This is a genomic window from Mesorhizobium sp. B2-4-18, assembly GCF_006441385.1.
Taxonomy (GTDB): domain Bacteria; phylum Pseudomonadota; class Alphaproteobacteria; order Rhizobiales; family Rhizobiaceae; genus Mesorhizobium; species Mesorhizobium australicum.
The window spans coordinates 486,184-504,421 of sequence record NZ_VFUW01000003.1 but is presented as its reverse complement, the minus strand read 5'-3'; the positions used below and the strand labels follow the sequence as shown (position 1 = coordinate 504,421).

The window sequence follows — 18,238 nt, the reverse complement described above, 5'->3', positions numbered from 1 at the left end:
TGAATTCCGAAAGAACGAGATGTCCAACTTCGATGGTATTGTTCCCGCGCTGGCACAAGCGCTGGAAAAACGCGGTTATTCCGACCTGACACCGGTGCAGAAGGCGGTGCTGGAGCTCGGCCAGGCCGACGCGCTGGTGTCGGCGCAGACCGGCTCGGGCAAGACCGTCGCCTTCGGCCTTGCCATGGCGCCGACGCTGCTCGACGGCGCGGAACGTTTCGGCCCGGCAGCGGCGCCGCTGGCGTTGGCGGTGGCGCCGACACGCGAACTGGCGCTGCAGGTGACGCGCGAGCTCGAATGGCTCTATGAGCCGACCGGCGCCACGGTGGCGTCCTGCGTCGGCGGCATGGATATGCGCACCGAACGGCGCGCGCTGGAGCGCGGCGCCCACATCGTCGTCGGCACGCCCGGCCGGCTGCGCGACCACATCACGCGGCATTCGCTCGACATGTCGACGCTGAAGGCCGTGGTTCTCGACGAGGCCGACGAGATGCTCGACCTCGGCTTTCGCGAGGACCTCGAATTCATCCTCGATGCCGCACCGGCCGAGCGCCGGACGCTGATGTTCTCGGCCACCGTGCCGCGCTCCATCGCCACGCTCGCACAGGGCTATCAGCGCGATGCCGTGCGCATCTCGGCCGCCGGCGAGGAAAAGCAGCATCTCGACATCGAGTATCGGGCGCTGAATGTAGCCCAGGCCGACCGCGAGAACGCCATCATCAACGTGCTGCGCTTCTATGAGGCCAAGAACGCGCTGGTGTTCTGCAACACGCGCGCCGCCGTCAACCATCTGACCGCACGCTTCAACAACCGCAATTTTTCCGTCGTGGCGCTCTCGGGTGAACTCAGCCAGAACGAACGCAGCCACGCGCTGCAGGCGATGCGCGACGGCCGCGCGAAAGTCTGCATCGCCACCGACGTCGCGGCGCGCGGCATCGACCTGCCCAATCTCGAGCTGGTGATCCACGCCGACCTGCCGACCAATCCCGAAACGCTGCTGCACCGAAGCGGCCGCACGGGACGTGCCGGGCGCAAGGGCGTCAGCGCGCTGATCGTGCCTAACAGCGCCCGCAGGCGCACCGAGCGGCTGCTGCAAAGCGCCAAGCTGACGGCGACCTGGGCGAGCCCGCCCTCGGCCGACGACGTGATGCGGCGCGACGACGAGCGCATTCTTGCCGACCCGGCTTTCGACGAACCGGTCAAGGATGACGAGCGCGAGTTCATCGATGCGCTTCTTAGCCGGCACGGCGCCGAACAGGTGGCGGCCGCCTTCGTGCGCCAATGCCGCGCCAGCCGCTCGGCGCCCGAGGATCTCATGGACGTCGCGCCTTTCACGCCATCGCGTGAAAGAGCGGCGGGCGAAAAATTCAGCCCTCGCGACGAGGCACCGAGCCGCCGCGACGATTTCGGCGCCAGCGTCTGGTTCTCGCTGTCGGTGGGGCGCCGCCAGAATGCCGAGCCGCGCTGGCTGATCCCGATGCTGTGCCGTGCCGGCAGCATTTCCAAGCGCGAGATCGGCGCCATCAAGATGCAGCCGGAAGAGACCTTCGTGCAGATCGCCGCCGACTGGACGGAGCGCTTTCTCGCCGCGATCGGTCCCGACCGCAAATTGCAGGGCAACATCGTGGTCAAGCGGCTGGACGGCACGCCGGACCTGTCGCGGGCCGGCTATCAGCCGCCGAGCCCGGACAAGAAGCCGCATCGCGGCAAGGCGCCGTTCGACCCGAACGCGCCGAAGCGCAAATTCGAGAAGCGCGCACCGGCTTCAGTCGACCAGCGTCCGGCCACCACGCATGAGGCAAAGCCGTGGGCGAAGAAGCCGGGCAAGCCGAAATTCGACAACGCCGGTCCGCCAAAAAACAAGAAGACGAAGAAGCGGCCTTCGTAGGAATCCAGACTGGCCGCGCTCTGCTTCAGGCCGGCCCGGATGATCGCCGCCCAGCTTGCCGACGCCAGTGTCGGCCGGTGCTGTCTGGCGATGTGCCCGGCCAGGGACGCGCGGCAGGCATCGGAACGCTTGGCTGTCATAGCTATGGGCGGCTTGCCCATGGGCTTGGCCCTGTGCCACATCTTGGCAGGGAACGGGCTACAAGGAGGCGGGCGGATGCGCGGTGAAGTGCTTCACTATGACGAGGACCAGGGCTTCGGCTTCATCACCGGAGCCGACGGCAGCAGCTACACTTTCACCCGCGAGAACCTGCGCCGGCAAACCGCCATGCCCAACGGGACGGCGGTCGAGTTCCAGCCGGGCGGCGGCCAGGCGCGCGACGTCTTTTCGATCGCTGGCCAAACCACCGCAGGCCCGGCCGTGAACTCGACGGTTGGCGCAGGCATAGATGCGGCACCGGCCCAAGCCGGCACCGCATCCACAGCCCGCGCACCGCAGGCGCAGCATTTCGGCCGATCCAGCGAGAGCGCAACCGCCGAACCCAGTGATCTCTGGGGCTATTTCTGGCGTGGACTGACGCAGAACTACTTCAACTTCGCCGGCCGCGCCCGCCGCAAGGAATATTGGGGCTATTGCCTGTTTTGGGTGGTCTGCCTGCTGATCGTCGGCGGCATCGGCATCTTCACCGATATCGAAATGGGCAATTTCGACACAGATGTCTCGGCGGCGGTGACGGTCGGCCTCTGCGGCACCTTCCTCTTGGCGACGCTCCTGCCCGGCCTCGGCATGACCGTGCGCCGGCTGCACGATATCGGCCTGTCGGGCTGGCTCTATCTGGTGATCCTGATCCCCAGCATCGGCAGCCTGATCATCCTGGTCTTCGCGCTGATCCCGACCCAGGCGCGTGAAAACCAGTGGGGACCGGTGCCTGCTGGAGTCAGGGTTTAGCGGTCAGTTCCCGAGAAAAGTCACTCCAAAAACGACGGTTCAGCCGATCTTCGTCACAGACGAAGATTCCGCTTGCTATTTAATCCGCGCACAGATAGTCTGTGTGCAGATTAAATAGGTGAATGGAGCAAGACGATGTGGACCAATGAATACACCGCGACTTCCCCCCTTCCTGCGCAAGCCATCTGGAACGCGCTCAAGGCCTTGCATGAAGGCCGCCTGACTTATGAAGGCTCCGATACCTTCGTGCTGCATGGGCCATTCGCCAAGGGCACCCGCGTCTCGGTGACGCCGGTCGGTCAGGACACGTTCGAATCGACCATCGTCGATCTCGTCGAAAACGTGACCTATGCCGATGAAACTTCGTTCGGCGACACCAAGCTGCTGTTCCGGCACACTCTGGTGCCTGTCGAAGGCGGCACGCAGGTGACGCACCGGCTCGATATCTCAGGTCCTTCGGCCGCCGAGGTCGGCCCGGAACTCGGGCCCCAGATCAGTGGCGATTTCGACGTGTCGATGGCCAAGTTGTTCGAGCAGGCGGAGGCGTTGGCGAACCATGGCTGAACTCGACACGCGCTTCAAGGGCGGGCCATCGGAGAGCCCCGGCTTGCTGCTCTGGCGAACCACCATGCGCTGGCAGCGCCTCATGACGGCGGCGCTGGCGCCGCTCGACCTGACGCATGTCCAGTTCGTGCTGCTCGCCTCGGCGATGTGGCTTGGCCGCAATGGCGAACCGCCCAACCAGGTGCAGCTCGCCGCCCAGGCCGGCACGGAGGTGAAGATGACCTCTGACGTCGTCGCCCGGCTGGAGGCCAAGGGTTTGATCGCACGCGAAGCCGATTCCCGGGACTCCCGGGCCAAGGTGATCCGCGTCACCGCCGCCGGGGCGGCGGCCGCCCAGCAAGCGATCGTCGCCGTCGAGGCCGCCGACTCAGCGTTTTTCGAGCCGGTGGACGAGGCGCGGCTCGTCGGTCTGCTGCGGCAGCTTGCCGGCGAGATCCGCTGATTATCCCAGGAACTTGGCGATGATCGCGTCGCCCATTTCGACCGTGCCGACCTCGGTCATGCCGGGTGAGAAAATATCCTTGGTGCGCAGGCCCTGGTCGAGCACGGCGGCGATAGCGCCTTCAAGCTTGTCGGCTTCGTCGACCATGCCGAAGGAATAGCGCAGGCACATGGCGAAGGAGGCGATCATGGCGATCGGGTTGGCGATGCCCTTGCCGGCAATGTCGGGTGCCGAACCGTGCACCGGCTCGTACAGCGCCTTGCGCTTCTTGGTCTTGGCGTCAGGCGCGCCGAGCGAGGCCGACGGCAGCATGCCGATCGAGCCGGTCAGCATGGCGGCGATGTCGGACAGCATGTCGCCGAACAGATTGTCGGTGACGATGACGTCGAACTGCTTTGGCCAGCGCACCAGCTGCATGCCGCCGGCATCGGCCAGCATGTGGTCGAGCTTGACGTCGGAATAGCGTGCCTTGTGGGTCTGGGTGACGACCTCGTTCCACAGCACGCCCGACTTCATGACGTTGCGCTTTTCCATCGAGGTGACATGGTTCTTGCGGGTCCGCGCGAGCTCGAAAGCGACGCCCGAAATGCGCTCGATCTCGAACGTGTCGTAGACCTGGGTGTCGATGCCGCGCTTCTGGCCGTTGCCGAGATCGATGATCTGCTTGGGCTCGCCGAAATAGACGCCGCCGGTCAGCTCACGCACGATGAGGATGTCGAGGCCTTCGACGACTTCCTGCTTCAGCGAGGACGATGCGGCCAGCGCCGGATAGCAGATGGCGGGCCTGAGATTGGCGAACAGCTCCATGTCCTTGCGCAGGCGCAGCAGGCCGGCTTCGGGGCGCACCTCGTAAGGCACGGCATCCCATTTCGGTCCGCCGACGGCGCCGAACAGCACCGCGTCCGCAGCCATCGCCTTTTCCATGTCGGCATCGGAAATCGCCGCACCGTGCGCATCGAAGGCGCAGCCGCCAACCAGGCCCTCGTCGGTGACGAAGCCACTGCCGAGCTTTGCGTTCATGGCCGAGATCAGCTTCTTGACCTCGGCCATCGCCTCGGGGCCGATGCCGTCGCCGGGGAGCAGGAAAAGATGCTTCGTTGCCATGGTGAGCCGTCCTAGAAAGAATGCGTTTCGGTTTGCACGGCGTCCTTCGCGCGCCAAAGAGGCTCGCGGCGCTGTGCGACGCGGCCTTGCTAAACGCCAAGCGGTTGCAGCGCAAGGGGAGGACGAAGGACCTGTCGCCGCTGTCCCGCCGGCATGTCCAAGTTAGTGGCCACGGAAGATGCGCTCACCGGTGCGAGAGAATGTTGACCAGCCGGCCCAGCGGATCGCGCACATAGAAGCGCCGCACGCCCCAGGGTTCATCGGCGGGTCCGTATTCGACGGCGAAGCCGGCGCCCTTCATGGCTTCGAATGCCGCATCGACATCGTCCACCTCGATCGACAGATCCGGCACCGGCGTACCGGACCCGCCTTGCGTCATGAAGCTGACCTGCAGCTCCATCATGTCCTCGGAACCGTAGGTTACGATCCAGCCCTGATCCATCAGGATGTCGAGGCCAAGCACGTCATGGTAGAAACGGTTCGCCGCGGCCACGTCCGGCGTTTCGATATTGGCCACGATACGCCGGACCTTCATGGCGGAAGTCTCCTCACACGGTACGCCGCAGCGCCGTCACCTCGATCTCGATCTTCATTTCCGGCTTGTTGAGCTGGCAGACGATCATCGTCGCCGCCGGCCTGATGTCGCCGAATGTCTCGCCAAGGATCGGGAAGACGACATCCACGAAGGCCTGGTCGGTGATGTAGTAGTGCGCGCGCACCACGTCGGATATCTCGAAGCCGCCGTCCTGCAACGCCTTGCCGATCGTCGCCAGGCAATTGCGCGTCTGCGCCTCGACACTGTCCGGCATCGTCATGGTGGCGTAGTCGTAGCCGGTCGTCCCGGACACGAAGCACCAGTCGCCCTGCACCACGGCGCGTGAATAGCCGGCGGCCTTTTCGAACGGCGAGCCGGTTGAGATGAGCTTGCGCATGGGGGAGCCTCGCATTGTTGCAGCTACTTTGGAGCGAAAACCCGATCCTGCCATGGGCCAATGCAGATGGATCGGCGGTGCAGAATCTATGGTCCCGACGGGCCAGCTTGTGCCCGGACGCCACAAAGGGAAATCGGCAAAGTCAACCGCCGCCACAATTTCTGCTTGCATTCAGGAACAAAAAGAGAACTATATATGTATCCGCGAGAGCAGACGCGGTCACTCCGGGGGGAGGAATCATTATGTCAAGCCGCACCGTCGCGCTCGCTCGCGCCTTCGTGGTACGGTTTTCGCGCGTGCCGGTGGTAGTCTTGACAGCGATGGCGGCCCAGGCCGGGCTTGGCTCTACGGCGCTTGGCGCGGGCATGGATTACGCCACCTGTTTCAGCGACGGCAAGGTTGGCGCCGACCAGCAGATCGCCGCCTGCACGCCCATCGCCGAGGACAGCAGCGAGATACCCGATCTGCGCGTGAATGCCTATTTCTGGCGTGGCCTTGCCTATACGCAAAAGAATGATATCGACCATGTCATCGCTGACATGAATGAGGTGATAGCGCTCGATCCGACTTACGTGCGCGCTTTTACCAACCGCGCCATTGCCTGGGAGAGCAAGGGGGACTTCGACCGAGCCGTGGCGGACTATACGGGCGCGATCGCGCTCACGCCGAACGACGCCAACCTCTACGCCTATCGCGCCAGGGCACTCGGCAAAGGAGGCGAGCATGATCGCGCTATTGCCGAGTGCGACAAGGCGATCGACATCGACCCCGCCAACGAGATCGCCTATGGCGTGCGCGGTGTCCAATGGGAAGACAAGGGCGACGCGGCGCGGTCCCAAGCCGACTATGACAAAGCGGAGAGCGTCCGTACCGACCCGGTCGCGCCTTATCAAGACCGCGTCCGCTCGTGGATCGCGAAGGGCGAGCGCAAGCGCGCTGAAGCCGACTGCAAGTACATAGCTGGCGTCGACGTGAGCAAAGGACGCGCTTGCAGCCACCTGATCGTGAAAGCTCTCGGCGACCCGCGCGACGGCGGCCCCGGCTCAAACCCCGCTTCTGCTCAAAATGCGATTGGAGTGGGGTGGCAGGAAAAGGGCGACCATACCCGCGCCATCGCTGCATTCGACGAGGCTATCCGGCTCAATCCAACAAGTTCCGCTTTCTACTTCAATCGCGCCAAGAGCTGGGGCTTAAAGAAGAATTATACCCGCGCGCTCACCGATCTGAATGAAGCCGTCCGCCGCAACCCGGCCAACGCCGAGGCTTATCGCGTGCGCGGGATGACTATGGCTCGAATCGGCAATTCAAAGGAGGCTTTTGCCGACCTCGACAAAGCGATTTCCATCAGTGCCGACGATCCAAAACCGTATTTTGAGAGGGCGCTTGTCTGGGAGACGAGCGATCCCAACAAGGCACTCGCCGATCTGGATAAGGCAATCGCGCTCGATCCGGCCAACGTGGGCTACCGCAACGAAAGGCTTCGCGTCCAGCTCGACAAGCGCAGGGCGAAGGGGCAACCCGTACTGCAGGCACCAGACACGGAGGACAATCAGGGTCCCGAGACCGCCGACACCTCCAACCCAGCCGCGATGCAAGCGGCGAAGCCTGCCGAGCCTCCAACGTATGAGCCGTTTCAGCCATACCCCAAGAAGGTGGATCATTCCGAGATCGTGGCCTCGACGCTCAAGCGGGGCCTGGAGCAACAGGCGCGTGGAAATCTCAATGACGCGATAGACTCGTTCAACTTTGCAATCGAACGCGACCCCTACAATGCCGACGCCTTCTACAACCGCTCGATCGCCGAGGCATCGCGAGGGAACGACGCCGTCGCCGCCAAGGACTGCCGGCGCGCCGTTGATCTCGACCCCAGGCGAACGGGTTCCTGCAACGACCATGCGTCGGCCGAACCAGCCGAGTCGGCTGCGGGAGGGACCAGGAACCCGGCAGCTGCGAAAGTCCTGATCGAGCGCGCCAAGGCGCGTCTCGCGGAATATAGCGCCGACAGCGCGCTCATCGATCTTGCCACTGCGATCCGCCTCGATCCCGACAATGCTGAAGCCTATCTGGCGCGAGGGCGAGCGAGGGCGACGAACGGGGACAAGGCCGGAGCATCGGCGGATTGCCGTCACGCGGTCGAACTCGATCCGAAATGGGCAGGAGCTTGCGACGAGCAGGTTGCAAGCGGCGAAAGCATGCAGTTGACTCCACCGAGGGTGGAACAGCCGAAACCCTCCGTCGCGGCCGGGGTTGAAATCCTGGCCCGGCAACTCAGCCAGGGTAAAGCAAAGCCAACCGAAAAGCTGCCCGCGTCAAAGGTAACGGAGCTGGCTCAGGCGGCTCGCCCGGGCGTCCTGAGCGCAGTGCAGAACGGCGACACTTTCTCGGGTGCCGGAAAATACGAGCAAGCCATCGGGCAATATGAGAAGGCGATCGCCCTCGACCCCAATAGCCCGTTCGCCTATTTCGGTCGCGGCAAGGCCTGGGCCGCAAAACGCAACTACAGTCGAGCGATCGCCGACTATGATCGGGTGATCGATCTCCTCCCAAACTTAGAGTCGACGTGGATTTTCCGGGGCATCGCCAAGACCATGTCGGGCGATGTCGACGGAGCCTTGGCGGATTGTAGCCAGGCCGCCAAGATTGACCCGGAAGCGAGCGACGCATTTGTCTGTTCCGCGTCGGCTTGGAGCGCCAGGGGCGACGCCGAGCGGGCGATCGCGGCCTACTCAGTGGCGATTAAGATCGACCCGAAAAATGCAGCCAGTTACTTCGGGCGCGGCATGGCACGAGTCGACATGAATGACTATGAGGGCGCCATTGCCGATTTCGATCAGGCGATAAAATTCGATCCTTACAATGTCAGCTATGTGACCGAGCGCATTACGGCTCTGGCCGCGAAGGCAAAAGACGCTGCTGCATCGGGTGCCGTTGGGCCTGAGCCGAAGAATCTAAAGGCTTTGACCGATCGTGGCTACACTATTCCACCTGCAGCCAGAGTGGCTTTCGAGCAGGGAGGGGTGCTGGATAACGAAAATGACTATGACGGCGCCATCGCGCAGTATGGCAAGGCAATCCTCCTGTTCCCTGCATTCCGGGACGCATATGTGGCCCGCGCCTTCCTTTGGGAGATAAAGGGCGATTATGCTCAGGCCATTGCCGATTTCAGCCTTGCGATCGCGATCAACCCCGACATTGGCGAGACCTATGGCGATCGCGGCCGCAACCTCAAATATCAAGGGGATTATGACGGAGCGGTGGCGGATTACGACAAAGCCGTCCGTCTTGATCCAACGAACGCCAGGAGCTATGCCGGTCGAGGCATGTTCCGAATGGCCCGGCGAGAAGACGCAGCAGCACTTGCCGATTTCGAGACTGTGCTCAGCCTCGATCGCAATAACGTTTTCGGTTACTTCGGCCGAGGAGCGATCGGCGTTCGCCAATCGAACTATGATGGCGCCATTGCCGATCTGAACCAAGCAATAAGGATGAAGCCGAATTTCGCTGCCGCTTATCAAGCGCGAAGCCAAGCATGGGAAGCCAAGGGAAACCACAAACGCGCCGAGGCCGACCGCAAGAAAGCGCTCAGCCTCGAAGCGAAATAAGCTTGTCCGTCGGAGTTGCATGGAGGTCGGTCCGACTGGTCCGATGGCGGGCTCACAACGGTGAGCCGGTGATGAATCAGGCTCGCAGTTGCGCCAGGACGCCTGCGATATCACCCATGCCCAATGCCGATGATGCGACCGTCTTCCACCCGAAAAAATGTCGCAGGAGGTGAAGTGCAGCGTCCGGCCGGTCGGTGCGACACCGAAATAGACACCTTGTGTGCCGCTGTAGACGAAGCTCGCGGCCACATGGTCCTTGTCGGCGACCACGACTTCCGTGACGACTTTGAGATCCGGCATTGCCGTCAGCCGCGCCTTGAAGAAAGCGACCGTCGCCTGTTTCGGACTGACATTGGCCGGCGGCGGTGCCGCGGCGCTCTGTTGATGATTCACATAGGTGTCGGCGAACAGTTCGGAGAAGGCGTCGATATCGCCCGCGCTCAATGTCGCCGCGAACCGTCCCGCCAGTGGTTGAGCCGAGCAGCCGCCCGGGCGAGGGTCGGTGTCAGCAAGCCGCCACCGAGAAGCAGCCCGGCTGCTGTCACTTGTCGCTGATTCTGCATCGTAGCCTCCGTCGGGAAATGGCGACGGAAGACCGTCGCGCTTGGCGACAGCGCTAGTTCGCCGACCCCAGCGCCTTGTCCAGCGCTTCCTTCACATCGGCCGGCCATGTCGCCAGCGCCGGCCAGGCGTTCGGTTGGCCATTGTCGCCGCGGCGGGCGAAATAGAGCTGGTGCTTGGCCGGGTCGACGGCCATGAAGCCGTCATTGCCGCCACAATCATGCGGCACGCAGCCGCTGGCGAAGAAAGCGCCGGACGCGGTCTTTTCCGTGCCGCCGCCGACCAGCAGGCTGGTCGCCATATCGGGCATGTCCTTGCCGAGCAGCTTTTCGGCTTCCTTGTAGACAGCCTCATTGTGGAAGGCGTCGATGATGTTCTGGTACTTTTCCGGATCGATGTCTTTCCAGTCGGTGCCGGGTTCGGGCATGTAGGTGAGATTGCCCGAAATCGTCAGCCCATCCGTCGGCGACCACTGCAGGGCCGGCTTCTGGTCCCCCGGCAGGAGATAGGGCACGAAATAGATGGCGTTGTCGGACACTCCCGCGGGCGGCGCTCCGCACTCGTCCTGCTCGACCTTGGTGCTCTGGATGGCGCCGCCTTCCGGCTTCCAGACGATCACCGTCGCCGGGCCGCATTGATTGCCGCCATCGCCAACATCGAACAGGGCCACCTTGATGCCGCCAACCTCCACAATCTTGTCGAAGAAGAGATCGTAATTGCTGGCCAGCTGCTTACCGTCATAAGCAAGCACCTTCTCGCCGTCCTGCTCCGGCTGCGTGATGGTGAGGTGGCCGCCTTCGAACGGCACCGGCGCCTGTTTGTCGTCATCGGCGGCGTCGGCGGCGTTGGCTCCCGCATCCTGATCGGGGGCCGGCTTTTCCACCGCCGGCGCCCTCTGCGCGGCGGGCATCTGGGTCTGCGCGAGCCCGCTCGCGGCGGGCGCCAGCAACAAGGCCAGCCCGCAAACGCCGGCAAGAAGCTGATGTCTCACGACTGTCCCTCCCTCGACCCGGCCCGGAAAGGGCCCGGTCCTGGCGGCCGCTCAGGCCCAGGGGCGCAGTTCGGCGTTCTTCTTCTCGAACGAGGCGATGGCGCCTGCCTTTTCCATGGTCAGGCCGATATCGTCGAGCCCATTGAGCAGGCAGTGCCGCTTGAAGTCGTCGAGGTCGAAGGTGACCACGCCGCCGTCCGGACCACGGATTTCCTTGGCTTCGAGATCGATCGACAGGGTGGCGTTGGAGCCGCGCGATGCGTCGTCCATCAGCTTCTCCAGGTCCTCGGGGCTGACGGTGATCGGCAGCACGCCGTTCTTGAAGCAGTTGTTGTAGAAGATGTCGGCGAACGAGGTCGAGATGACGCAGCGTATGCCGAAATCGAGCAGCGCCCATGGCGCGTGTTCCCTGCTTGAGCCGCAGCCGAAATTGTCGCCGGCAACCAGGATCTGCGCCTTGCGGTAAGCGGGCTTGTTGAGCACGAAATCCGGATTTTCCGAACCGTCGTCCTTGTAGCGCATCTCGGCGAAGAGGCCGGTGCCAAGCCCGGTGCGCTTGATTGTCTTGAGATAATCCTTCGGGATGATCATGTCGGTGTCGACATTGACGATCGGCATGGGAGCGGCGACGCCGGTGAGCTTGGTGAATTTTTCCATGGCTTTGGCCCGTGTTTTCGTTGCGGGGGGATTTGCTGAGGCTCGGTTTACACAAAGCCGCGGGCAAATAAAAGGCAACTGTTCGTGCGCGCCGGCACAAGGGCGCTGTGCAAAACAGCTTCGAATTCACCGCCCGATGGTGCAGTCTGGTCCAATGGTGGAAAACTCCCACGTTCTCTATGCGCGCGAACTGGCGCTCGGCATTCCCGAATTCCGCCGCGTGCTGGTGGAATCCGGTCTCGGCGAAGTCCGGCCCGTCGATGACGAGGCAAGGCTGAAGGCGATGCTGGAGGGCGCCAGCCTGATCGTGACCGCCCGTCTCGACATGGCCCGTCTCGACAGGGCCGGTCTCGACATGGCCGGTCTCGACATGGGAGGCAGGCCGCTGATTGGCGTTGCCCGCTGCCTGACCGACTTTTCCTGGGTCTGCTACATCAGCGATCTTGCCGTCTCGGCCAAGGCGCAAGGCCTGGGCATCGGCAAGGGACTGATGGACGAGGTGGCCCGGCAGCTCGGACCGTCGGTCGCCATCAGCCTGATTTCCATGCCCGACGCTGTCGGATTCTATGAACGCATCGGCATGAAGCGCATGCCCGACGCCTTCTGGATCTCCCGCCAGCGCTGACTTTTCCTCTGTGATCCATCCATCGTCAACGGTGAGCGACCTTGTCGCTTGACATGCAACCAAATGGTTGCATATTAAAGCCATGAGCATGGATGCCGTCTTTCGCGCCCTGGCCGACCCGACACGCCGGCAATTGCTGGACAGCCTGCATGCTAGGAACGGACAGACGCTCAATGCGCTGTGCGCGGAGATGGCCATGACCCGCCAGGCGGTGACCAAGCACCTGGCGATCCTGGAAGAGGCGAACCTCGTCACCACCATCCGCCGGGGCCGAGGGAAGGAGCACTACCTCAACCCGGTTCCGATCAATGAGATCGCCGAACGCTGGATCGGCAAATTCGAGCGCCACCGGCTTGATGCATTGAGTGATCTGAAGAAACGCCTCGAAAGGGAAGACTGATGAGCAACAGCTTCGTTTACGTGACCTATATCCGCACCACGCCGGAGAAACTCTGGGAGGCGTTGACCGACCCGGAGTTCAACCGGCAGTTTTTCCTCTGCTCCTATCAGGAGAGCGATTGGAAAGTGGGCTCCAGCTGGAAGCTGATCTTCCCGGACGGCCGTGTCGCCGACAGTGGCGAGATTCTCGAGATCGACCCGCCACGACGCCTGGTCATCAAATGGCGCAATGAATGGATGCCCGAGATCAGGCAAGACGGCTACACGCGCTGCACCTTCACCATCGAGCCCGACGGCGAGCTGATGAAACTTGCCGTCACCCATGAGGCGGACGGCCCGCACAGGCTGATCGGCAATGTCGCCAAAGGCTGGCCGCTGGTGCTGGCCAGCCTGAAGAGCCTGCTCGAGACCGGCAAGGGATTCGAGCGTCCGCCATCGAAAGCTTGAACTCGTTTCGCTAGCGGAACAAATTTCACGTGGAGGCATCGATGATGCACGCTCTCAGGGTGCGGAGCATGACCAATGGCGAGACGATCATGGCATCGGCCGAGATCGGCGCGCCTCCCGAACGCGTCTTCAAGGCGCTGGTCGGCAAGGAAGCCGAGCAATGGTGGGGGTCAGCCGATACCTACCGGATGGTCGACTGGTCGGCCGACCTTCGCGTCGGCGGCCGCTGGACTGTTGTCGTGCGCACGGCCGGCGGTAGGGACCTGCCGGCCGGCGGCGAATTCCTCGAAATCGAAACACCGCGCCGGATCGTGCAGACGTGGGCCCATGGCTGGGACCATCCCACGCTTGGCCGGCGGCAAACCAGGGTCGCCTGGCTGCTGGAGCCTATCGCCGACGGCACGCGCGTCACCATCTGCCATGGCGGCTTTGGCGGGCGGCAAGAGGCGGCGGCTGAACATGCCGAGGACTGGGCCCGGGTGCTGGCCTGGCTGCAGGCGTATGTCGAGGCTGGAAGGCTGGCTGCGGCCTGATCGGCGTGCGGAGCGACGTCACGCCCCTCCGCACGCCTTGACCCACGCCTGTTCTGGTCCACATCCCTTGCATGGGAAAACAGGCATGTTTCATAGGCACGGCTGGCTGGGGCATTCCGACACGATACAAGAATAATTTCCCGCAACCGGGATCGCATCTCGAACGCTACGCCCGGCACTTTCCGATCGTCGAGATCGACACGTCCTTCTACAAGCCGCACCGTCGCGAGACTTACGAACGCTGGGCACACGCCGTGCCGCAGCACTTCCGCTTCGCGGTCAAGATGCCGAAGGCGATCACGCATGAGCGCCGTCTCGTGGACTGCAACGACCCTTTGCAAAGCTTTCTCCAGGAGGTCGAAGGTCTCGGCGCAAAGCTCAGCGTGCTTCTGGTGCAGCTGCCGCCGAGCCTGCCCTTCGAGCCCGATGTCGCGAGCGATTTCTTCGACATGGTGGGCACGCGAACCGAGACTAGGCTGGTCTGCGAGCCGCGCCATCCCAGCTGGTTCGAAGCAGAGGCTGAAGCACTTCTGGCCGATCGCCGGATCGCGCGCGTTGCCGCCGATCCCGCTCCGGTGCCACCCGCCGCGGTTCCGGGCGGCTGGCCCGGCCTCGCCTATTTCCGCTGGCACGGCGCGCCGCGCGTCTACTACTCCGACTACGACGCCGACAGCCTCGACCGATTCAGCCGGCAAGTCGAGGCAGCGGCCGCTTCGGGTGCCGAGGTTTGGGGAATCTTCGACAACACGGCCGGAGGCAATGCGCTGGGCAACGCGCTCAAGGTTGGCGCGATGATACTCCAGACTTCGTCATTCTAGGGCGAAGCAAGGAGCGCAGCGACGCGGCGCAGACCCTAGAATCCATGCCGCGACGTCGACTTGTCGCGACAATACGCGCCAATCGGCACCCCCTTCGTTCTGCGCCGTTAGAACACTACGACAGCGGTAACGGCATGGATTCCAGGGTCTCCGCGACGTCGCGTCGCTCCTGCTCCGCCCTGGAATGACGAAGAAACTGAGCGCCTGGCAAACCCGCAAGGCAGCCCCTGACCTCAAATAACATTCAATTCCCGGAAGGCCCGCCCTTCGGCGACACGCGCGTAGCCAAATGCCGAGCAGTCGATCGTCCGGTAGCCGCCATGCACGATCAGTTCGGCCAGCGCCTTGCCGACCGCCGGCGCCTGTTGCAGGCCATGGCCGGAGAAACCGTTGGCGAACAGGAAATTCGTCACTTGCGGGTGCGGGCCGATCACGGCGTTCTGGTCCAGCGTGTTGTAGTCGTAGTGCCCGGCCCAGGCGCGCGTCGCCTTGATCGCCTCGAAGGCCGGGATGCGGGTTGCCAGCACCGGCCAGATAACCTCTTCGAACAGCGGCCAGTCGACGTCGAAATCCCCGGGATCGGCCGGGCCGTCGCCCTCTTCCGGCTCGGCGCCGCCGGTGAGGTAGACCGAGCCTTCCGGCCTGACATAGATGCCAGAGGGATCGACCAATAATGGCATGTCAGTGAATTTGTCCCGCGCGTCGAACACGAAGACGTTGCGCTTGCGCGGCTCGACCGGCAGCGAAAGCTGGGCAAGGGCGGCGACCTTGCCGGCATTCGGCCCGGCGGCATTGATGACGGTACCGGCCTCGAGCCGATCGCCATTGTCGAGGCTGACGCCGGTGACGCGGTCACCCTGCCGTTCGACGCCGGTGACCGACGCGTTGATAAAGTCGATCTTCTTCTGCCGCAGCGCCTTGCGAAACAGCATCAGCATCGCATGGGCGTCGAACCAGCCCTCGCCGGTCCGGCCATAGGCGCCGGCTGTGATGCCTTCGGCCGACAGCCAGGGGAAGCGGCGCGTCAGCTGGTCGGCATCCTCGAGCAGGATGTCGGCGCCCTCGGCGACCTGCGCTTCGTGGTTGGCTTTCAGGATCGGCAGCCCGGCCTCGCCGGCAAGGATGAGATAGCCGCCCTCGCGAAAACCGATATCGGCGTCGGTGCCGAATTCTTCTTTCAGGCGCCGAAACAGTTTTAGCGTGAACTGCGACAGGCGGATGTTTTGCGGAATGGAGAATTGCTGGCGGATCGAGGCCATGGACAGCGTCGTCGCCGCATGGGCGAATTGCGGGTCGCGCTCGATCAGCGCGATCGAGCCGGAAAACCCTTCCTCGCGCAGATAGTAGGCGATCGAGGACCCGACGATGGCCCCGCCGATGATGACGATGTCGTAGCGCACTTTTTTCTCCGATCCGCCGCCCGCAATCTACGCGACCGGCAAAGTGATCTCGAAGCGCGTGCCGCGCTCGGAGTCAACCAGCCGGATCGTACCATCATGCGCTTTCAGGAGGGCCAGCACGATGCCAAGCCCCATGCCGGTGCCGCCCGTATCGCGTCGCGTGGTGAAGAACGGCTCGAAGATGCGCGCTTGGTTGCTTGGCGAGATGCCGGCGCCGTCGTCGCTGACCAGCACGGTCGCCTTGCCGCCGGCGCTTGCGGCGGTGATCGAAACCAGCGTCGCGCCGTGCCTGGCGGAATTGTCGATGAGGTTGGCAAGCACGATCGCCGCGTTCTCGGCCGAGATGCGCAAGGCCAGGTCGCCACCGGCCTTGACTTCAACCGCCAACCTGGTGTCGACGGGAAGCAGGGCCAGCGCCGCGCCGACCGAGGTGCTTTCGCCGCTGGGTGCGAGGTTTTCGGCCCGCGCCAGGTCGAGCAGCCGCCGGACCAAAAGGTTGAGCCGCCCTGCATCGGTGACGATATTGTCGGAGAAGCGCCGCCGCTCGTCATCGCCCATCGCGCTGCCTGAATCGCGCAGCAGTTCGGCCGCGCCCTGGATCGCCGTCAGCGGCGATTTGAGTTCATGCGAGACATGGGTGGCGAAGGTCTGGATGGCGTCCGAGCGCGCCTGCAGTTTTTCGGCCATGTCGAGAAAGGCGGCGGACAATTCAGCCATTTCGCGCGTGCCATGGTGGTCGAGAGGCCGGATCGCGTCGCGTTCGCCGGCGGCGATGCGCTGGGTGCGGTCGATCAGCGCGTAGATCGGCCGGCTGACGGTGCGCAGGAAGACGAGGCCGATGAGCAGCGTGCCGCCGAGAATGGCGATCGCCGCCGCCGTCACCTTGCCGCGTTCGCCATAGAGATGTTTTATGATGTTGTTGGGCGTCCGCGAGACATAGACCACGCCGGCGACCTTGCCGTCGACGGCCACCGGCAAAGCGACGAAGACGCGCACCTTTGTGCCGCGGCTGACCGAATAGAGCGGCGGCGCCGGCTGGTTGGGGATGCGCAGCCGGAGCGCGCTGGCATAGCGCCCGGCAAGTGCTGCGCGCACCTCCTCGACCCCGGCAAGCGACTGCCCGGTCTCGTCGCGCCCGGCAATCACCACACCCCAGGGATCGAGCAGCCGGAAGCCGGCCAGCGTGGTCTTCTGCGTCGCGTCGAGAATGCCCGCCAGCCGCGCGCCGATCGCGGCGAAAGCGGGATCGATCGTTGCGGGAATCCCCGCCGGCCGGGTCGCAAGCACGTAGTCCGAGGCGAGATCGAGCCGCGGCTCGATCGGCCGATAGGGCGAATCGAGATTGGCGCCTCGGCTCGCATAGCCATTGGCCGGCGGCATCGCCACGCCAAGCTTTTCCGGTGAAATGCCGGCGTCGCGGACCTCCTGCGCATAGATGGCGGCGACGGCCGCGCCCTGTGCGATCAGTTCTGCCTCGGTCTGGCGGATCAGCTGGTTCTCATAGAGGCGGAAGAAGAACAGGCCGACCAGCGGCAGGGACATCACCAGGATCAGGATGGCGACGACGACGGTGGCGAGGCGCGGCCGCCATTTGCGGCCGATCCACTTGCTGCCAATCGACTTGCTTGATGTCGTCAGCCGCATCGGCCGAGCCGGAAGCCGACGCCGTGCACGGTCTCGATGACCTCCGGGCACCCCACGGCCGCCAGCTTGGCCCGGATGTTGCGGATATGGCTGTCGACGGTGCGGTCGGCGACATGGATCTTGCCGGCATAGGCGTTGGCCATCACCGCGTCGCGGTCGAGCACATGGGTGGGCCGCGCCAGAAACCCTTTCAGGATCGAGAACTCGATCGCCGTCAGGGCGAGCGGCTTGCCGTCGAAGGCGGCCGCGTGGCTGGCCGGCGCCAGGGTGAGCTTTCCCTGCGCGAACTGCCTGTCGTCGGCCAGTTCCGGCGCCGCCGGACGGGCGCGGCGCAGGATGACGTTGACACGGGCGACGAGTTCGCGCGGGCTGAACGGTTTGGTGACATAGTCGTCGCCACCCATTTCGAGCCCGAGGATGCGGTCGATCTCCTCGTCGCGCGCGGACAGGAACAACACCGGCACGTCTGATGTGTGACGCAGCCGCCGGCAGACCTCCAGCCCGTCCATCTCCGGCATGCCGATGTCGAGCACGACAAGGTCGGGTGTGCTTCGTTCGATTGCCTGCAGGGCGGCGGCGCCATCGGAGACGGCAGCCGTTTTCATGCCGGCCTTTTCCAGCGCGAAGCAGATCACTTCGCGGATATGCGGGTCATCGTCGGCGACGAGGATGTGATGCGGCAT

General features: G+C 64.0%; 18 protein-coding genes. 10 read left to right on the top strand and 8 right to left on the bottom strand.

The annotated features are described in order from the left end of the window. Positions 1–19 precede the first annotated feature (19 nt). The 4 genes from FJ527_RS09640 to FJ527_RS09625 all read left to right on the top strand — a co-directional run bounded on the left by FJ527_RS09640 (position 20) and on the right by FJ527_RS09625 (position 3,842). The gene (locus tag FJ527_RS09640) at positions 20–1,888 is read left to right on the top strand and encodes a DEAD/DEAH box helicase (RefSeq protein WP_140822872.1); all 1,869 of its coding nucleotides are present in this window, start codon (positions 20–22) and stop codon (positions 1,886–1,888) included. Positions 1,889–2,104: 216 nt separating this feature from the next. Beyond that, positions 2,105–2,836 carry a DUF805 domain-containing protein gene (locus FJ527_RS09635; RefSeq protein WP_140712219.1) on the top strand — a complete coding sequence of 244 codons (732 nt, stop codon included), beginning with the start codon at positions 2,105–2,107 and terminating at the stop codon, positions 2,834–2,836. Between the two features lie 135 nt (positions 2,837–2,971). Next, a complete protein-coding gene (locus FJ527_RS09630) occupies positions 2,972–3,400 on the top strand; it encodes a polyketide cyclase (protein WP_015314969.1) in 429 nt (142 codons plus the stop codon). Next, entirely contained in the window at positions 3,393–3,842 is a 450-nt protein-coding gene (locus tag FJ527_RS09625; RefSeq protein WP_140660420.1) for a MarR family winged helix-turn-helix transcriptional regulator, read from the top strand. Before FJ527_RS09630 ends, FJ527_RS09625 begins: the two co-directional genes overlap by 8 nt. Here the strand turns inward: FJ527_RS09625 and leuB are convergent, their stop codons facing one another. From leuB to FJ527_RS09610, 3 genes are all read right to left on the bottom strand, one after another. After that, a complete protein-coding gene (gene leuB, locus FJ527_RS09620; RefSeq protein ID WP_015314971.1) occupies positions 3,843–4,946 on the bottom strand; it encodes a 3-isopropylmalate dehydrogenase in 1,104 nt (367 codons plus the stop codon). A 184-nt stretch (positions 4,947–5,130) separates the two neighbouring features. Beyond that, the gene (locus FJ527_RS09615) at positions 5,131–5,481 is read right to left on the bottom strand and encodes a VOC family protein (protein WP_015314972.1); all 351 of its coding nucleotides are present in this window, start codon (positions 5,479–5,481) and stop codon (positions 5,131–5,133) included. Positions 5,482–5,494: 13 nt separating this feature from the next. After that, positions 5,495–5,878 carry a RidA family protein gene (locus tag FJ527_RS09610; RefSeq protein WP_140822870.1) on the bottom strand — a complete coding sequence of 128 codons (384 nt, stop codon included), beginning with the start codon at positions 5,876–5,878 and terminating at the stop codon, positions 5,495–5,497. A gap of 242 nt (positions 5,879–6,120) precedes the next feature. Between FJ527_RS09610 and FJ527_RS09605 the strand changes: the two genes are divergently transcribed. Beyond that, positions 6,121–9,480, top strand: coding sequence for a tetratricopeptide repeat protein (locus FJ527_RS09605; RefSeq protein ID WP_246677700.1), 3,360 nt, complete (start codon positions 6,121–6,123; stop codon positions 9,478–9,480). Positions 9,481–10,096: 616 nt separating this feature from the next. Here the strand turns inward: FJ527_RS09605 and FJ527_RS09595 are convergent. Beyond that, complete coding sequence (locus FJ527_RS09595; RefSeq protein ID WP_140660423.1) at positions 10,097–11,032, bottom strand: hypothetical protein; 936 nt, start codon at positions 11,030–11,032, stop codon at positions 10,097–10,099. A gap of 51 nt (positions 11,033–11,083) precedes the next feature. After that, positions 11,084–11,689, bottom strand: a complete 606-nt coding sequence (gene leuD, locus FJ527_RS09590; protein ID WP_140660424.1) for a 3-isopropylmalate dehydratase small subunit — start codon at positions 11,687–11,689, stop codon at positions 11,084–11,086. Positions 11,690–11,843: 154 nt separating this feature from the next. On the opposite strand from leuD, the gene FJ527_RS09585 reads away from it, so the two are divergent. From FJ527_RS09585 to FJ527_RS09565, 5 genes are all read left to right on the top strand, one after another. Then, on the top strand, positions 11,844–12,314 hold the full coding sequence (locus FJ527_RS09585; protein WP_140719689.1) for a GNAT family N-acetyltransferase: 471 nt from the start codon (positions 11,844–11,846) through the stop codon (positions 12,312–12,314). 82 nt (positions 12,315–12,396) lie between these two features. Continuing rightward, on the top strand, positions 12,397–12,714 hold the full coding sequence (locus tag FJ527_RS09580; RefSeq protein ID WP_140660426.1) for a helix-turn-helix domain-containing protein: 318 nt from the start codon (positions 12,397–12,399) through the stop codon (positions 12,712–12,714). Continuing rightward, positions 12,714–13,160, top strand: a complete 447-nt coding sequence (locus FJ527_RS09575; protein ID WP_140660427.1) for an SRPBCC family protein — start codon at positions 12,714–12,716, stop codon at positions 13,158–13,160. Before FJ527_RS09580 ends, FJ527_RS09575 begins: the two co-directional genes overlap by 1 nt. Before the next feature lie 41 nt (positions 13,161–13,201). Then, positions 13,202–13,693 carry an SRPBCC domain-containing protein gene (locus FJ527_RS09570; RefSeq protein WP_140822868.1) on the top strand — a complete coding sequence of 164 codons (492 nt, stop codon included), beginning with the start codon at positions 13,202–13,204 and terminating at the stop codon, positions 13,691–13,693. Positions 13,694–13,764: 71 nt separating this feature from the next. Next, a complete protein-coding gene (locus FJ527_RS09565; RefSeq protein ID WP_140822866.1) occupies positions 13,765–14,511 on the top strand; it encodes a DUF72 domain-containing protein in 747 nt (248 codons plus the stop codon). Positions 14,512–14,744: 233 nt separating this feature from the next. Here the strand turns inward: FJ527_RS09565 and FJ527_RS09555 are convergent, their stop codons facing one another. From FJ527_RS09555 to FJ527_RS09545, 3 genes are read right to left on the bottom strand one after another with little or no spacing between them, the layout of a single operon-like run. Then, a complete protein-coding gene (locus tag FJ527_RS09555; protein ID WP_140822862.1) occupies positions 14,745–15,911 on the bottom strand; it encodes an FAD-binding oxidoreductase in 1,167 nt (388 codons plus the stop codon). 27 nt (positions 15,912–15,938) lie between these two features. Continuing rightward, positions 15,939–17,555, bottom strand: a complete 1,617-nt coding sequence (locus FJ527_RS09550; RefSeq protein ID WP_140822860.1) for an ATP-binding protein — start codon at positions 17,553–17,555, stop codon at positions 15,939–15,941. Next, positions 17,546–18,238: a response regulator transcription factor gene (locus FJ527_RS09545; protein WP_015314984.1), complete on the bottom strand. Its 693-nt coding sequence runs from the start codon at positions 18,236–18,238 to the stop codon at positions 17,546–17,548. Before FJ527_RS09545 ends, FJ527_RS09550 begins: the two co-directional genes overlap by 10 nt.

Excerpts from the sequence above, each read along its gene's own strand:
- FJ527_RS09640 (WP_140822872.1), top strand. The coding sequence starts at position 20 with ATGTCCAACTTCGATGGTATTGTTCCCGCGCTGGCACAAGCGCTGGAA.
- FJ527_RS09635 (WP_140712219.1), top strand. The coding sequence starts at position 2,105 with ATGCGCGGTGAAGTGCTTCACTATGACGAGGACCAGGGCTTCGGCTTC.
- FJ527_RS09630 (WP_015314969.1), top strand. The coding sequence starts at position 2,972 with ATGTGGACCAATGAATACACCGCGACTTCCCCCCTTCCTGCGCAAGCC.
- FJ527_RS09625 (WP_140660420.1), top strand. The coding sequence starts at position 3,393 with ATGGCTGAACTCGACACGCGCTTCAAGGGCGGGCCATCGGAGAGCCCC.
- leuB (WP_015314971.1), bottom strand. The coding sequence starts at position 4,946 with ATGGCAACGAAGCATCTTTTCCTGCTCCCCGGCGACGGCATCGGCCCC.
- FJ527_RS09615 (WP_015314972.1), bottom strand. The coding sequence starts at position 5,481 with ATGAAGGTCCGGCGTATCGTGGCCAATATCGAAACGCCGGACGTGGCC.
- FJ527_RS09610 (WP_140822870.1), bottom strand. The coding sequence starts at position 5,878 with ATGCGCAAGCTCATCTCAACCGGCTCGCCGTTCGAAAAGGCCGCCGGC.
- FJ527_RS09605 (WP_246677700.1), top strand. The coding sequence starts at position 6,121 with ATGTCAAGCCGCACCGTCGCGCTCGCTCGCGCCTTCGTGGTACGGTTT.
- leuD (WP_140660424.1), bottom strand. The coding sequence starts at position 11,689 with ATGGAAAAATTCACCAAGCTCACCGGCGTCGCCGCTCCCATGCCGATC.
- FJ527_RS09585 (WP_140719689.1), top strand. The coding sequence starts at position 11,844 with ATGGTGGAAAACTCCCACGTTCTCTATGCGCGCGAACTGGCGCTCGGC.
- FJ527_RS09580 (WP_140660426.1), top strand. The coding sequence starts at position 12,397 with ATGAGCATGGATGCCGTCTTTCGCGCCCTGGCCGACCCGACACGCCGG.
- FJ527_RS09575 (WP_140660427.1), top strand. The coding sequence starts at position 12,714 with ATGAGCAACAGCTTCGTTTACGTGACCTATATCCGCACCACGCCGGAG.
- FJ527_RS09570 (WP_140822868.1), top strand. The coding sequence starts at position 13,202 with ATGATGCACGCTCTCAGGGTGCGGAGCATGACCAATGGCGAGACGATC.
- FJ527_RS09565 (WP_140822866.1), top strand. The coding sequence starts at position 13,765 with ATGGGAAAACAGGCATGTTTCATAGGCACGGCTGGCTGGGGCATTCCG.
- FJ527_RS09550 (WP_140822860.1), bottom strand. The coding sequence starts at position 17,555 with ATGCGGCTGACGACATCAAGCAAGTCGATTGGCAGCAAGTGGATCGGC.
- FJ527_RS09545 (WP_015314984.1), bottom strand. The coding sequence starts at position 18,238 with ATGCCGCATCACATCCTCGTCGCCGACGATGACCCGCATATCCGCGAA.